Source organism: Streptomyces sp. LUP47B (genome assembly GCF_001746295.1).
In the GTDB taxonomy this organism is placed as follows: domain Bacteria; phylum Actinomycetota; class Actinomycetes; order Streptomycetales; family Streptomycetaceae; genus Streptomyces.
Window position 1 is genome coordinate 467,935 of record NZ_MJAH01000001.1, and the last position, 14,422, is coordinate 482,356.

Sequence of the window (14,422 nt, forward strand, 5' to 3'; positions counted from 1 at the left end):
GGCTTTACGCCCTCTCCCCCGAGCGGTCGTCTCCGGTGCGGGCATCGTGCCCGGACAGGAGCTGCTGCAACACGTATTCGTCCTGCTCGGACAGCTCCGAGACGAAGCGCGCCAGGACCGCCTCGCGGTCGGAACCACCCTCGAGTAGCGACCGCATGCGCTGGGCGGTGTGCGAGGCCTCGTCGCGCACCGGCTCGTACGCGTAGCCGCGGCCCTCGCGGTGCCGGACGAGCATCTCCTTCTCGTACAGCCGGGACAGGATGGTCAGGACGGTCGTATACGCCAGGTCGCCCGGCAGCGCCTCCCGGACCTGGCCGGCGGTCAGGGGGCCGTCGGCGCCCCACAGCGCGGCGAGCACATCGCTCTCCAGTTCGCCACGGGCCCGCCTCCCGGACGCCTCGCGGGCGCCGCCATCCCCTCGTTCCTGCACCGGATGCCTCCGTTCGCCGTCCCGCACAGACTACCCGGCCATCTCCTACTAGTTGTAGGAGGTATGCTCCGGGCTTCGAACCTCGAACTACTACAACTCGTAGAGTTCGGCCGCTCCCGTCCCCTGCGGAGGAAGACCCATGCCCCACCCCGCGAGCACGGCGCCCAGATCCCCGCTCACCGGCGCCGCTCCCCCGCGGCCCGGCGCGACAGACGGCGCCGGACGGGTCGCGATCGTCTCCGCGAGCGTGGGAGCCGGTCACGACGGTGCCGCCGCCGAGCTCGCCCGCCGTCTCACCGCGCAGGGCTACGCCGTGGACCGCCTCGACCTGCTGGACCTGCTCCCCGCCCACCTGGGCCGCACCGTCCAGGAGGGCTATCACCGGATGCTGGTGCGGGCCCCCTGGGCCTACCAGCGGATCTACTCCAGCACCGAGCGCGCCGGGGGCGGCGGGCCGGTGGCGCGGGCGCTGCTGCGCACGGCGCAGGACCGGGTGCTGCGCGCCCTGCCGCCGGGCACCGATGCCGTCGTCTCCACCTACCCCGGGGCCAGCCGGGTCCTGGGCAACCTGCGCCTGGACGGTCGGCTGGCCGTGCCGGTCCTCACCTATCTGACCGACTTCTCGGTGCATCCGCTGTGGGTCGCGCCGGGTGTGGACGTCCACCTCGCCGCTCACACCGTGCCCGCCGCCCAGGCTCGGGCCGCCGGGGCCCGCGACGTGCGAGTGCACGGGCCGGTCACGGACCCCCGTTTCCGTCCCTGCGATGCACGGGGGCGTGGCCGTGCCCGGGAGAGGTTCGGGCTGCCGTCCCACGCCCCGCTGGCCCTGCTGGTCGCCGGGTCCTGGGGGGTGGGCCCGGTCCGTACGGTTGCCCGGGAGCTGCGTGACTGCGGCGCCGCCGTCCCGGTCGTCGTCTGCGGCCGCAACGAGGCCCTGGCCGAGCAGCTGCGCGCCGACGGCATCGACCACGCCTTCGGCTGGGTCGACGACATGCCCTCCCTGATGCACGCCGCCGACGTCCTCGTCCAGAACGCCGGCGGGCTCACGTCGCTGGAGGCATTCGCCTGCGGCCTGCCCGTCGCCAGCTACCGCTGCATACCCGGGCACGGGCTGACCAACGCCGCCGCCTTGGACGAGGCCGGTGCGGCCGTCTGGATACGCGACCCTGCCGGCCTCAAGGCGGTGCTGTGCGAGCTGATCGACGGCCCGCTCGGGCGCCGGCAACGGGCAACGGGATTCGCCCTGTTCGCTCAGTCCCCCGACGGCTGCCCGACGGCCGAGATTGCGCGCGTGCACCGGTCAGGAGTCCCCGACCGAGGTTTTCGCCCGCTTGTACACTGGCACCGGACGACGCGCCGGCTCGCCGCCACGGCCGTCCTCGCGTCCGTCGTGTGCGCCGGCGCCGTCGCCACCGGGGTGGCGACGACGTACGACGGTCCCGACCTCATCCACGCCATCAGCCACCGTCTCGACCCGGATGGCTTCCCACGGGAGCACACCTCCCCGTCGGTAGACGACCACTCGTGAACATCGCCCCGACGCTGCGCACGGTCGCCCTCGCCGCCGTACCCGTCCTCGCCGCCCACGCCGCACCCGTCGTCTCCACCTTCGGACCGCTGCGCAACCGCCTCATGCCCCGCCTCTCGGGCCGCGGTCGCACGAACCACATCGCCCTGACCTTCGACGACGGCCCCGACCCCCGCTCCACCCCGCACTTTCTACGGCTGCTCGCCGGGCGCGGAGTGCACGCCACGTTCTTCCTGCTCGGCAGCGAGGCACACCGCTCCCCCGGCCTGGTCCGCGAGATCGCGGCGGCCGGCCACGAGGTCGCCGTCCACGGCTGGCTGCACCGCCCCCTGCTGCTGCGTGGCCCGCGCGCCACCTACGACGACTTCCGCCGGGCCCGCGACACCGTCGCCGCGATCACCGGACGGCAGCCCACGCTCTTCCGGCCCCCGTACGGCGTCATGTCCACCGCGGCCCACCTCGCGGCCCGCCGCCTCGACCTGACCCCAGTGCTGTGGACCTGTTGGGGGGAGGACTGGACGGCACGCGCCACCCCGCACTCCGTCCACCGCACCGTCACCGCCGACCTGGACGGCGGCGGCACGATCCTGCTCCACGACTCCGACTGCACCTCCGCCCCCGGCGCCTGGCGCTCGGCGCTGGGCGCGCTCCCCCGGATCCTGGACACCTGCGAGGAACGGGGTTGCGGCGTCGGTCCGCTGCGCGACCACGGCTGAACAGTACGAACGCCGAACAGTCGGGGTACGGGCTCGATAGCACGCCTCGCCGGCAGTTGCCGCGGCTTCGCCAGGCGCGCTTGTGCGTGTACGCCCGCCTGGCCCCTTGCTACTGGATCGCGGAAGGAGCAGCCGGGATGTGGGCGGTGGTGATCGTCATCGGGGTGCCGGTGACGGCGATGAGGTAGGTCCCAGGACCGTGGCCGCGGGGTAGGGCGCGGAACCCTCCCGCGGGTTTCACGTGGTACTCGGCGGAGGCGTGCGGGCCGAGCACCGCGGGACCGGAGGCGATGGTCCACCAGTTGGAGGCGCCCTGGCCGGCGCGGCTCGCGAAATGCGGGGTGAGCGCCGTACCGGTGGTGTTGACGGCCCGCACGTCGATGGCGGTGACACCCACGCGCGCGTGATGCGTGGCGAAGCGCGGCGAGAGGCTCATGCGCAGGGGCGGCGGGCTCGCCGCGGCGATCGCGGCGCATACGAGGGCGGGGGCGAGCAACCCGCCCGCCACGACTGCCTTCGCGCGGCCGGTGACGTGGGGAAGTCGCGGCTGCCAGGCGGTGGCGAACGCGGCGGCCGGAACGGTGGCGGCGGCCGCGAGCCACAGTGGGGTCATCATCAGGAAGTAACCGTCCTGGGAGCGGGTGGCGAGGTAGAACGCGACCCACGGCAGGACGGTGAGGGCGGGGCCGAGACGCCGGACGAACAGCAGGGTGGCGGCGAGCAGACCGAGCAGGAGCAGCTGGCTGCCGTAGGAGTAGTAGTCGAGCCGGCCGCTGCCGTCGGTGAAGTAGTAGGAGATGCCCATTAGGCCTTGGCCGTGCAGGATCGCCTTCTGTTCGAGCGGCAGGAGTACGCCCTGCAGCCAGGCGGAGAAGCCCTCGACAGCGAAGTAGGCGTTGGCCGCTGCGCAGGTCAGAGCAGCGGAAGCCGTGTAGCGGGCGGTCACCGCCAGAGCCCGCCTCGGACCGAGTTCCCCGCGCCTGACGGCGTACAGGCCAATCAGCAGGAACGGGACCAGGAACCAGGCGAGCTGCTGGGCCGCACAGGCGGCACCCAGGCACGCCGCCCGCAGCACTCCCCCTGAGCCGAGACGGCCGCCCTCGCCGGTGGCGGGCCAGCGGACCACCACCGGGATCAGCAGGGCGAGGGCCGTGATCGCCGGGTAGCCGGCGTAGGCGTAGTGGGGCAGGAGGCCGAAGCCGAGACAGACCGCGGTGGCGGCTGACCTCCAGGGTGCCGGCAACAGGAACCACAGCAGGACCGAGGAGACGAGCAGCGCGGCCGTGGTGACCAGGGTGGCGGCCGCCGTCGAGTGGACGACGGCGTGCACCGGGGCCGCGAGCAGTGCGGTCAGCGGCGGGTAGCCGTAGGTGTAGTCGGCGCCTCCCGACATGGTCTTGGTGATCCCGACGCGCGGTGTGCCGAACAGCCAGGGCCACGGCTGTCCGTAGACGGGATGGCCGTGCAGGATCTGGTTCGCCGCCTGGGCCGTCAGTACTCCCTCGTCGGTGCCCGCGTGATCGAGCAGGTAGCCGCAGATCACCAGAGCGACGGCGGTCATCAGTACGACGGCGTCGACCCTGACCAGCGCGCGACGGCTGCGTACGAGGAGGCTGAGAGCGGCGCAGACGAGGATCGAGGCGTAGCAGACGGAGATGACGCCGGCGACGGCCGGACGTGAGGCCATCGCGGTGGTCCAAGCGGCCCGTGTCCCGATGAACAGGCTGATCGCGGCCACAAGGGTCATCCCTCGATGCAACTGCTGGGGCCCGGCGCCCGGGACACCGGACACCCGGGTCGGGGGTGGCGCCGTCGGGTTCGTGGCCGCACGCCGCAGAGTCCAGGTGCCGGTCCCTGTGCGATAGGTGTCAGCCATGACGCCCGTCTCCTCCGCATCGCATTCCGTTTGAGTGACCGTTTGCATCCGGTCACCCACGGAACATCTACTACATCTTGTAGATGTACGCTCGGCGAGTGCGGTTCCCTCCAGGCCATGTACATACGGATGGGCGAATCGCAGACACGCGGTTAACCAATCAAGGAAGTTTGCGCGGATTTGTCTGCCGGAAAGGCGTCCTCGCCATGACCACACCGATCCATTCGGCATCACAGCTGGCCGTGAACGTGCTGGACGCTCATTCGCTGCTGGCGGCGTTCGGCGTGTTGGGCGTCGGGGTGGTGATGTTCGCCGAGACAGGGCTGCTGGTCGGCTTCTTCCTGCCGGGCGACTCGCTGCTCTTCACGGCCAGTCTGCTGTGCACGGGCTCGGCGGAGTCGAGTGTGCACCTGTCGCTGGGACCGCTCCTGGTCGCGGCGGCGGCAGGCGCCCTGGCCGGGGCGCAGTGCGGCTATGTGCTCGGCCGGAAGGCGGGTGGAGCACTGCTGGCCCGCAGCCGCTCGCAGCGTCTGCACGAGGGTGCGAAACGCGCCGAGGAACTGCTGGCGCGATACGGACATGCGAAGGCGATCGCGCTGGCCCGTTTCGTGCCAGTGGTGCGGACCGTACTCAATCCGGTGGCCGGTGCGCTGGAGGTACCGGTGCGCACCTTCACGTTGTGGCAGATCATCGGCGGCCTCGTGTGGAGCCTCGGACTCACCCTCGCGGGGTACGCGCTGGGCTCGTCGATCCCGAACGTCGACCGCTACCTGCTCCCGCTGGTGACGTTGATCATTTTCGTGTCGCTGATCCCCCTGGCTGCCGAGGTGCACAGGGCTCGGCGGGATGGCCGGCCCGAGGGGGGATGCAGGTGATCATGGCTTTCGACGGGTCGTCCGTCGACGGCACCGCGTATCTGGATGTGGTGCGTCTGGCCCGGCATGCGCCGGCCTGGCTGGACGGAGCGGTGTCGTTCTGGTCGACATACGGGCTCGCGGTGTTCGCCCTGCTCGCGGTCGTGGGTTGGTGGTTCGCTCGACGGGATGGGGATGCGGCTGCGGTGAGGGCGCTGGCCGTACCGGTGGTCGTGGTCGTTGGCTATGGCGTGGATGCCCTGACGAAGCTGGCGGTGCGCGAGGACCGGCCGTGCCAGAGCCTTCGGGTGAAGACCCTGGAGGCGTGTCCGGCGCCCGGCGACTGGTCTTTCCCCAGCAACCATGCGGCGATCGCGTCCGCCGCTGCCGTGGCCCTGTTCTTCGTCTCGCGTCGGCTGGGAGCGGTCGCGGCCGTGGCGGCCCTGGCGATGGCGGTCTCGCGGGTGTGGGTCGGCGCGCACTATCCGCACGACGTCGCGGCAGGCGTGCTGGTCGGTGGCCTCGTCGCGCTGATGGCGATGCTCGTGCTGCGACGGTGGTCGCCATCGGTGGACCGGTGGATCGGCTCCGGCCGCCTGCGCCGGCTGCTGAGCCCCTCATGAATCGGCGCGACGCCGCCGACCTGGCTGGGGCGGTCGGTCTCGGCGCCTGGGTGGCGTTCGGCGTCCTCACGCTAGTGGTGGTCGGCCAGGACGGCGCTCAGGTGTGGTCGGACGACGGTTTCCTGGCCTGGTCGCTCGGCCATCGGCCGGACGTCGCCAGGGCTCTGGCCCGAGGGGTGACCGATACCGGCAGCGGTGCCGTCCCCTACATCCTCGCCGTGTTGGCCGGCATGGTCGCGGGACGAACCGTACGACGACGGATGGGGGCCGCGGCACTGGGCCTTGCCTGTCTGGTATCCGGTCAGTCGCTGCGCTACGGGGTGATGGAAGCCGTCCAGCGACCGCGTCCCGCCCGTGCCGACTGGGCGGCGTCCGCGGGCGGTTGGGCGTTCCCCTCGGGACACACCACCACAGCGGCCCTCACTGCCGGGCTGCTGATCGTCGCGGTCTCACTGCGCGCCGCGCGCGGCGCCACCCCACTCCGGGTCGTCATCGGGTGCTGGGGCGTGCTGGTGGGCCTGTCCCGGGTCTATCTCGGCGTGCACTGGTTCACCGACGTCATCGGCGGCTGGCTGTTCGCCACCGGATGGCTCGGAGTGTGCCTGTACGCGATGACCCGATGGCTGCCCGCATCGTTTGTCTCTGGTACGCCCCGTGCGCCGGACAATCCAACGGAGGACCATGCGCCACAAGATCCTGGTCGTCGAGGACGATCACGCCCTGCGTGACGTGCTGCGCCGCGGCCTGCTCGACGAGGACTTCGACCCCGTGCCCGCCGCCGACGGCGCCACCGCCCTGCGGCTGGCCACCGACGACATCGCGGCCGTCGTCCTGGACGTCGGGCTGCCCGACGCGGACGGCCGGGACGTCTGCCAGGCGCTGCGCGCGGGCGGGTTCGCCGCCCCGATCATCTTCCTGACGGCCCGCCATCACCTCACCGACCGGCTGTCCGGGTTCTCCGCCGGAGCCGACGACTACCTGCCCAAGCCGTTCCATCTCGCCGAACTCGTCGCCAGGCTGAGGGCCGCGCTCAAACGGGCCGTACCCGCGGCCGTGTCCACCGCCGGAGACGTGGTCCTGGACGCGACCCGGCACAGCGCGCGCGTCGGCGACGTCCACATCGACCTGTCTCCCACGGAGTTCCGTCTGCTGGCCACGCTCATGGCCGCAGGCGGGACCCTCGTGTCCCGCCGCGACCTGGTCAGGGCCGCCTGGCCGGACGGCGCCCAGGTCAGCGACAACACCCTCGACCAGTATCTGAGCCGACTGCGCCGCAAACTGCGCGAAGCGGGCAGCGGCCTCGGCCTCACCACGACACGCGGGATCGGGCACCGGCTGTCATGAACCGGCTCGCGCGCCGTCTGGCGCCCCGCACGCTGCGCGGTCGGCTCTCGCTCGTGGCACTGACCACCGCCGCGCTCCTGATGACCGTGCTGACCGTCGTGTTCAACACCGTGATGGACCGGCACCTCGAGCACCAGGCTGACGACGAACTACGCAACCGCGCCGCCGCCGTCGCCACCACCGTCGACACCAGCGGGCCCCGAGCGCGGGTCCTGGAGACCGTCAGCGACAGCCTGCTCGACGCGAACGTGTGGATCTACACCGGGACACGGCTGCTGGAGAAACCGCCGTCCGCCGCGGCCGACAGTGCGCCGACCCAGGCCGCCGACCGGCTCGCCGCGCGGGCCAGGCCGGTCTGCGAGACCGAGCAGACCGACAACCCCCTTTTCGTCCGCCTGTGCTCCCAACCGATGTCCGGCCCACGCAGCACCGCCACCGTCATCACGGCCGTGGATCCCGCCCCTTACCGCAACTCCGCCGGCACCCTGCTGTCGGGCTCGCTGATCCTGGACGCTGTCATGCTCGCGTGCACCTATGCGCTGACGCGGCTGGCCGTAGGACGGGCGCTGCGCCCGGTGTGCACCATGACCGACCGAGCCATCCAGTGGAGCGCCGTCAGTTCCGGCCAGCGTTTCGGCGCTGAGGACCAGCCAGCCGAACTCGCCCGCCTGGGCTCCTCGTTGGATGCACTGCTGGACCGCATCCGCACCGTGCTGCGTCACGAGCAGCAGCTGACCGGGGAGTTGTCCCACGCGATGCGCACCCCGCTGACCCGGATCGTCGCCGAGCTCGACTGGTGGCGGGCCCGCCCGCGCTCGGCCGGCGAGACCGCAGCCACCCACGAGGTGATCGCGGAGGCCGCCCAGTCCATGCGCACCATCTGCGACACGCTGTTGGACGACGCCCGCGAAGGCGCGCAGAACACCACCACGGCCGTCGGTGCCACCGCTGTCGCTCCCGTGCTGCGACGGCTGGTCGAGGACCTCGACACACAGAAGCAGCTGAAGACCGTCGTCGACGTGCCGAACCAGCAGTTTGAGGCGGGCGTCACCTCCGCCCTTCTCGAACGCATCGTCAGCCCGCTGCTGGCCAATGCCGTTCGCTAAGCCGGCTCCACGGTGACCGTGTCTGCAAGGCGGTTGCCCGGCGGCGGCGGCGTCCGCATCGACGTCGCCGACGACGGTCCTGGCGTACCAGAGCAGTTCCTCGACGATCTCTTCCAACCCGGCCAGCGAGCGGACTCCGGCGACGGGCAGGACGGGGCAGGCCTGGGACTGCCGCTCGCGCGGCGCCTGGCCCGCGCCGTCGGCGGCGAGGTCTCCCACGATCCCGAGCACACACGCGGAGCACGTTTCCTGGTCGACCTGCCCGCCGGATGACGTGATTCAGTCGGCCCGCCGGGCGACCGGCTCCCGCTCCGTCGTGTGCGGTGTTCTGCGCTCCTGCACCTGCGCGTACGCCATCAACCCAACCAGAACGGTCAGCAGCACGGCGGAAGATCCCGCAGTACCGAGGTCCAGGCCGCCCTTGGCGACCGGCTTGGTCAGAAAGTCCCCGGCGGTCGCACCGAGGGGCCGGGTGAGGACGAAGGCGATCCAGAACAGCAGCACGTTCGGCACGACCGGCACCTTCACCAGCAAGACGAGGACGGCCAGTGCGCCCGTCACGAGCAGCGCGCCGCCGGCGTAACCGAGGCCGGAGCTGTCGGAGAGGAAGTCGCCCATGGAGGTGCCGAGGGTGTTGGAGACGAGGATCGCCGACCAGAACAGGGCCTCGCCGCGGAAGGTGACGATGTCGCGGATCCGGAAGGTCATCCCGGTCGCCTTCCAGACGGCGAAGATGACCAGCAGGATCGAGATGAGGATCGCGGCACCGGTGGGATAGCCCATGCCAAGGCCCTGCGGACCCCAGCCGAGTGAAGTGGCGCCGCCCGAGAGGTACCTGGCGCTCGCGTCACGGTTCATGAAGTCGGACATCGTGGTGCCGGCCATGCTGGTCGACAGGATCACGGTCCAGTAGAAGAAGGGTTTGTAGTGGCTGGACCTGAGCTGGACGACCAGGGTCACCACGAAGACCAGGAACAGCGCGATCGTGGTGAGAAAGTAGCCGAGCTTGAGAGTCTGCGCGAAGAGGTCGCCGGCTGTCTCGCCGAGGGTGGTGGCGGCGATCTTCATGATCCAGAACGCCAACGTCACTTCTGGGAGTTTCTTCATCACCGACGTGGTCGTACTCGCGACGTCCGACTGGGTGAGGAGTTCCGGTTGCTCCAAGGTGGGGGCTCCTGTTCGGAAGAACCGCAGGGCGCCCGCCCCGCGATGGAGGACGAGCGCCCTGTGAGAAGAGGCGACAGTGAGGACAGTCACCGGAGTCGACCTTGGCAGCGTCAGTCCGAACGCATCCTGAACGCCTGCAGCTTGCCTGCTCAGGCTGCGTGTCGGGCGGAGTGTTGCGGCTGCGCCACGTCCTTGCGGGTCACCGAGAGATACACGACCAGGCCGAGGATGACCGTGAGGAACAGCGCGCTGGTGATGACGGTGCCCAGGCCCAGGCCGCCGTCTCCGCTGGGCTGGGAGAGGTAGTCGCCGATGGACGCGCCGAGCGGACGGGTGAGGATGTAGGCGATCCAGAAGCTCCACACCGCGTCCAGGCCGAGCTGGAAGTGCGCGAGGGCGACTGCGGCGATGGCCAGGCCGAACAGGACCGCGGAGAGCCAGTAGCCCAGGTCCATGCGCTCCGAGACCAGGTCACCGGCCGCGGTGCCGAGGGCGAAGGTGAACAGCACGGCGAGCCAGTAGTAGGACTCGCGGCTGATGGTGTCGATGTGGTGGATGGACAGGGTCCGCTCGCGCCGGTACCAGACCACGAAGACGATCGCCAGGACGACCGCGAAGACGGTGGTGCTGGTCTCCAGCGGTACGCCCATGTTGTCGGTGAGGTTGTCGCTGATCAGCGTGCCGACGACGCTGATCAGGGCGACGGCGAGCCAGTACACCCCCGCACGGTAGGCGGTGGTACGGAACTGCACCACCAGGACGACCGCCAGCAGCGCGCTCATCAGCACCGACACACCGGTCAGGCCGAGACCGGCCTTCTCTTTGAGCAGGTCGGCCGCGGTCTCACCGACCGTCGTGCACAGCACCTTGATGACCCAGAAGAAGACGGTGACCTCGGGCACCTTGTTCCAGCCCAGTCGGCGACCGGAGGGCGACACCTGTGTGTCGGCCGCCGAGGGCCCGGGCGTCTGCGAGGTCTCGTATGTCATGAGGCCCGACCGTGCCACGGGATACCTGAAAGCATCCTGACTGCCGTGCGTCACCGGCTGCCCCATCCGCCTCACCCGAGCACTATGAGTGCCATGACGATTCATGATCACGGCTCCTGCATAGCGGCGTCCCGCCCCGTCCCCTCCGCCGCCGTGGAAGAAGGCCGCCTTGAACCGTTCGACCGCCTCCCCACCGCCTTCCGACCTGGTGACGGCCTGGCTGCGCCGTCGGCTCGGCCGGGCCGTCGTGCTGGCCTACGTCGCCGCACTCCTCCTACCCGGCCCTGGCCTGTGGCTGCGCCGCCACCACACCGTGCCGATCGGCACCGTCACCGGCCTGCCCCTGAGCACCGCCCCCCTACTTCTGTCCCTGGTGCTCTTCTCCGCCGGACTCCAGGTACCCGTCCGCGAACTGGGCCGCCTGCTCCGCAAGCCGACCGCCCTGGTGGCCGGGCTGGTCCTCCACCTCGCGATCCCGCTCTTGGTCATCCCCGTCGTCGCGTTCGGACTGCACCGCACCCCGGACAGCGACGGCGGCAGCGGACTGATCACTGCGATGATCCTGATCGTGGCGATGCCTGTGGCCGCCGGAGCCACCGTCTGGACCGGCAAGGGTGATGGCGACCAACCCGCCATGGTGGGACTCGTCCTCGCTTCCACGCTCCTCAGCCCGCTCACCATCCCACTGGTCATCACCACTTTGATGCCGCTCCTCGACGGCGGCTACGCGGACACGCTCGCAACGACGGGCCGCACAGCCGGCGGGGGCTTCGCCCTCGTCACCGTGGTCCTCCCCTGTGCAGCCGGCATCCTGTTCCGTCTCGTACTGCCGACGGCTTGGCTCAGCCGCGCCCTGCGCGTGATCGTGCCCGTGGCGCTGGCCGGATCGCTCGTCCTGACCTACGTCAACGCCAGTGGCGCCCTGGGCTCCTTCCTCGCGCACCCACGCCCGCTGCTGTTCGGCGCGGCATTGGTCGTGGCGGCGCTCGTCTGCCTGCTGTCCTTCGTGCTGGGCCGGACCGCCGCGCGGCTCCTGCGCCTGGACGCCCCCGCCTCCTCCTCGCTGACGCTCGCCTGCGGGATGAACAACAGCAGCGCGAGCGCGGTCCTGATCACCACCGCGCTGCCCGACAAACCGCACCTGCTCCTGCCTGTGCTCGCCTACGGGTTGCTGCAGAAGACAGCCGCGAGCCGGGTCGTGCGGACAGCGGGTCGTCGGCACCCGCCCTGCCCTGCGTCACCGTGAACACCGCTCTCGGCGAGGGGCAGCAGCACGAACGCGGTGGAAGGACACGCACCAAGGCGTAGGACCCACCCATGAATACGGCGAAGTCGCAACCGGGGCCGATGACGTCGAGAAGGCGTCCTACCGCCACATGCCGTCGGCTCGACCGGCTCGGCAGACGAAAGTGCCCGCTCAGTGCGCGATGCGGTACAGGTGCTCGGGACGGCCGGTGGCTCCGTACCGCAGTTCGAGCCGGACCATGCCCTCCCGTACGAGGTACGAGAGGTACCGCTGGGCCGTGGCGCGGGAGACGCCGGTGAGTTCGGCGGCCTGGGCTGCGGACAGGGCATCGGGAGTGGTGCGGAGGACCTGGTGCAGGAGGGCGAGGGTCGGGGCGGAGTGCCCCTTGGCCGGGACCCGGGGAACGGCCGGTGGCCGGGCGGCGCTGAAGAGGGCGTCCACGTCGGCCTGGTCGGTTCGAGGGGCTTGGCCGAGGGCGTCCACGCGGTGCTGGAGTTCGCGGAAGGCGGTGAGCCGCTCGGCCAGGTCTGCGGAGCCGAACGGCTTGACCACATAGCCCACCGCGCCGAGCTTCATGGCGGTCCGCACCGAGGTGATGTCCCTGTCGGCGGTGATCATGATCGCGTCGGGGCGGGCGCCTCCCTCGTCTCCACTGAGCTGCCGCAGCACGTCGAGTCCGCTGCCGTCCGGCAGGAAGACGTCGAGGAGCAGCAGGTCGGGGTGGAGGGTGCGCACCGCGTCGAGCGTCTCGGCCACGGTCGTCGCCCGGCCCACCACCTCGAAGCCCTCGACGCGAGACGCGTAGTCGCAGTGGATGTGGCTGACGCGGAAGTCGTCTTCCACGACCAGGGTCCGGATCATCCGTGATCACCCCCTGTCAGCGAGGCCATCGTCAACTGTGCGTCTCGTGGCACGTGGACGGTGTCCGGCAGCGGGATCATCACGGTGAAGACCGCGCCCGGCCCCTCGCTGACCGTGATCGTCCCGCCGTGCCGCTGCGTCAGCCGATGGACGAGGGCCAGCCCCAGCCCGCGCCGGGCGGTGCCACGGTCGGGCCGGGTCGACCAGCCGTCCTCGAAGATCGACTCGGCCACGCCCGACGGAATCCCCGGGCCGCTGTCCGCGACCCGCACCATCACCCAATCGACGGCCTCGATCAGCGAAAGCTCCACCTCGCGGCCACCCGTCGGAGGCGGTCCGTCGGCCGCCGCGTCGATCGCGTTGTCCAGCAGGTTGCCGACGATGGTCAGCAGCCGGCGCAGATGCGGCGGGTCCTCACCCAGCGCGGAGTCCTCACTGAGCACCATCCGTACCCCGCGTTCCGCGGCCACCGTGGTCTTGGCGACGATCAGCCCCACGAGCAGCGCGTTCCCGATCCGTTCGCGTACGGACTCGGTCAGCGCCTGGTCGGCGCCGGCCGACTCGACGGCGTACTCGTAGGCGGCATCGAGGTCACCGATATCGAGCAGCCCGGCCACGGTGTGCATGCGGTTGGTGAACTCGTGCTGCTGGGCCCGCAGGGCGTCGGTCAGCCCGCGCACCGAGTCCAGTTCACGCAGCAGCCCGATCAGTTCGGTGCGGTCGCGTACGGTGACCACCGCGCCCAGCTCCCGGCCGTGCAGCGTCACCGGCATCCGGTTGACCACCAGGCAGTGGTCGTCGGTCAGCACGTTGAGGTCGGTGCCGGACAGAGTGCCGTCCAAGGCGCGGCGCAGCCGCCCGTCGGGCAGCACCTCCTCAAGCCTGCTGCCGAGCGCGGTACCGAGGCCGAGCAGGTGGCGGGCCTCGTCGTTGACCACGGTGATCCGGCCGTCGGGAGCAAAGGCGATCACGCCTTCCCGGATGCCGTGGAGCATGGCCTCGCGATCCTGGAGCAGCCCTGCGATCTCCTCCAGCTCCAGCCCGAAGGTCGACCGCTTCAGCCGTCTGGCCAGCAGGAACGCCGCGGCCGAGCCGAGCGCGACGGCGATCGCGGCATACAGGCCGAAGGTGGGCAGCTCCCGCCACAGCTCGCCGAGCACATCGCGTTCCGGTATACCGGCGGAGACCTCGCCGACCAGCTTTCCCGTAGGCCCGTACAGCGGAGCCTTGCCGTTGGCAGACCGACCGGTCGCGCCCTGATCGGAGCCCACATGGGTGCGGCCGTCCAGCACCACGATCGGATCGCCCACCGGCTCGCCAATCAGCGCCGGGTCGGGATGCGAGCGGCGGATGCCATGCAGGTCGATCACGACCACGTACGAGGCTCCCGACGCCTTCCGGATCCGTTCGGCCACGGTCTGCACGACATCACCGCCACCGCCGTGCTCCACGGCCTGCTGGACCTGTGGCTCGGCCGCTGTGGTTTGCGCGATGTCCAGTGCCCGCTGCTCGTAGGCACGGTCGATCTCGCTCCGCTGAGCGAACGCGAACAGTACGAAACCGATGACTCCGGTGAGAGCCAGGATGGCCAGTTGGCTGGCCAGGATCCTCGCGGAGAGCCTCCCGTTCCCGCCGCGGCCGATCCGGATACGTATGGGCATCACAGGTGCCTACGCCCTTGT

13 protein-coding genes and 1 pseudogene are annotated in these 14,422 nt (G+C 70.8%); 8 read left to right on the top strand and 6 right to left on the bottom strand.

All coding sequences use genetic code 11. The features are described from left to right. Nucleotides 1-4: 4 nt before the first annotated feature. Nucleotides 5-430: a BlaI/MecI/CopY family transcriptional regulator gene (locus tag BFN33_RS02080; RefSeq protein WP_069758096.1), complete on the bottom strand. Its 426-nt coding sequence runs from the start codon at nt 428-430 to the stop codon at nt 5-7. Between the two features lie 139 nt (nt 431-569). Between BFN33_RS02080 and BFN33_RS02085 the strand changes: the two genes are divergently transcribed. Beyond that, nucleotides 570-1,958, top strand: a complete 1,389-nt coding sequence (locus BFN33_RS02085; protein WP_069758097.1) for a glycosyltransferase — start codon at nt 570-572, stop codon at nt 1,956-1,958. After that, complete coding sequence (locus BFN33_RS02090; protein ID WP_069758098.1) at nt 1,955-2,674, top strand: polysaccharide deacetylase family protein; 720 nt, start codon at nt 1,955-1,957, stop codon at nt 2,672-2,674. Before BFN33_RS02085 ends, BFN33_RS02090 begins: the two co-directional genes overlap by 4 nt. Before the next feature lie 109 nt (nt 2,675-2,783). Here BFN33_RS02090 and BFN33_RS02095 read toward each other — a convergent pair whose 3' ends face one another. After that, entirely contained in the window at nt 2,784-4,550 is a 1,767-nt protein-coding gene (locus BFN33_RS02095) for a hypothetical protein (protein ID WP_256122598.1), read from the bottom strand. A 206-nt stretch (nt 4,551-4,756) separates the two neighbouring features. On the opposite strand from BFN33_RS02095, the gene BFN33_RS02100 reads away from it, so the two are divergent. The 5 genes and pseudogenes from BFN33_RS02100 (at nt 4,757) to BFN33_RS02120 (ending at nt 8,750) form a co-directional block, all read left to right on the top strand. Further along, nucleotides 4,757-5,425: a DedA family protein gene (locus BFN33_RS02100; RefSeq protein ID WP_069758099.1), complete on the top strand. Its 669-nt coding sequence runs from the start codon at nt 4,757-4,759 to the stop codon at nt 5,423-5,425. Continuing rightward, complete coding sequence (locus BFN33_RS02105; RefSeq protein WP_069758897.1) at nt 5,422-6,027, top strand: phosphatase PAP2 family protein; 606 nt, start codon at nt 5,422-5,424, stop codon at nt 6,025-6,027. The genes BFN33_RS02100 and BFN33_RS02105 overlap by 4 nt, the downstream gene beginning before the upstream one ends. Then, a complete protein-coding gene (locus tag BFN33_RS02110) occupies nt 6,024-6,755 on the top strand; it encodes a phosphatase PAP2 family protein (protein ID WP_069758100.1) in 732 nt (243 codons plus the stop codon). The genes BFN33_RS02105 and BFN33_RS02110 overlap by 4 nt, the downstream gene beginning before the upstream one ends. Next, nucleotides 6,709-7,371, top strand: a complete 663-nt coding sequence (locus BFN33_RS02115; RefSeq protein WP_069758101.1) for a response regulator transcription factor — start codon at nt 6,709-6,711, stop codon at nt 7,369-7,371. Before BFN33_RS02110 ends, BFN33_RS02115 begins: the two co-directional genes overlap by 47 nt. Continuing rightward, nucleotides 7,368-8,750 (top strand): annotated as a pseudogene (locus BFN33_RS02120) (sensor histidine kinase). Before BFN33_RS02115 ends, BFN33_RS02120 begins: the two are co-directional and overlap by 4 nt. A gap of 6 nt (nt 8,751-8,756) precedes the next feature. Here the strand turns inward: BFN33_RS02120 and BFN33_RS02125 are convergent. Further along, on the bottom strand, nt 8,757-9,641 hold the full coding sequence (locus BFN33_RS02125; protein ID WP_069758102.1) for a hypothetical protein: 885 nt from the start codon (nt 9,639-9,641) through the stop codon (nt 8,757-8,759). Between the two features lie 152 nt (nt 9,642-9,793). Beyond that, the gene (locus BFN33_RS02130; protein ID WP_069758103.1) at nt 9,794-10,633 is read right to left on the bottom strand and encodes a hypothetical protein; all 840 of its coding nucleotides are present in this window, start codon (nt 10,631-10,633) and stop codon (nt 9,794-9,796) included. A 169-nt stretch (nt 10,634-10,802) separates the two neighbouring features. Between BFN33_RS02130 and BFN33_RS02135 the strand changes: the two genes are divergently transcribed. Further along, complete coding sequence (locus tag BFN33_RS02135; RefSeq protein WP_069758104.1) at nt 10,803-11,879, top strand: sodium-dependent transporter; 1,077 nt, start codon at nt 10,803-10,805, stop codon at nt 11,877-11,879. 171 nt (nt 11,880-12,050) lie between these two features. Here BFN33_RS02135 and BFN33_RS02140 read toward each other — a convergent pair whose 3' ends face one another. Next, nucleotides 12,051-12,740 (bottom strand): response regulator, encoded by a 690-nt coding sequence (locus tag BFN33_RS02140; protein WP_069758105.1) that lies wholly within the window; start codon nt 12,738-12,740, stop codon nt 12,051-12,053. Then, nucleotides 12,737-14,401, bottom strand: a complete 1,665-nt coding sequence (locus tag BFN33_RS02145; RefSeq protein ID WP_079140506.1) for a sensor histidine kinase — start codon at nt 14,399-14,401, stop codon at nt 12,737-12,739. The genes BFN33_RS02140 and BFN33_RS02145 overlap by 4 nt, the downstream gene beginning before the upstream one ends. Nucleotides 14,402-14,422 lie beyond the last annotated feature (21 nt).

Bases quoted from the DNA above. Each gene is read 5' to 3' on its own strand.
- BFN33_RS02100 (WP_069758099.1), top strand. From the start codon at position 4,757: ATGACCACACCGATCCATTCGGCATCACAGCTGGCCGTGAACGTGCTG.
- BFN33_RS02085 (WP_069758097.1), top strand. From the start codon at position 570: ATGCCCCACCCCGCGAGCACGGCGCCCAGATCCCCGCTCACCGGCGCC.
- BFN33_RS02145 (WP_079140506.1), bottom strand. From the start codon at position 14,401: ATGCCCATACGTATCCGGATCGGCCGCGGCGGGAACGGGAGGCTCTCC.
- BFN33_RS02130 (WP_069758103.1), bottom strand. From the start codon at position 10,633: ATGACATACGAGACCTCGCAGACGCCCGGGCCCTCGGCGGCCGACACA.
- BFN33_RS02115 (WP_069758101.1), top strand. From the start codon at position 6,709: ATGCGCCACAAGATCCTGGTCGTCGAGGACGATCACGCCCTGCGTGAC.
- BFN33_RS02140 (WP_069758105.1), bottom strand. From the start codon at position 12,740: ATGATCCGGACCCTGGTCGTGGAAGACGACTTCCGCGTCAGCCACATC.
- BFN33_RS02110 (WP_069758100.1), top strand. From the start codon at position 6,024: ATGAATCGGCGCGACGCCGCCGACCTGGCTGGGGCGGTCGGTCTCGGC.
- BFN33_RS02095 (WP_256122598.1), bottom strand. From the start codon at position 4,550: ATGGCTGACACCTATCGCACAGGGACCGGCACCTGGACTCTGCGGCGT.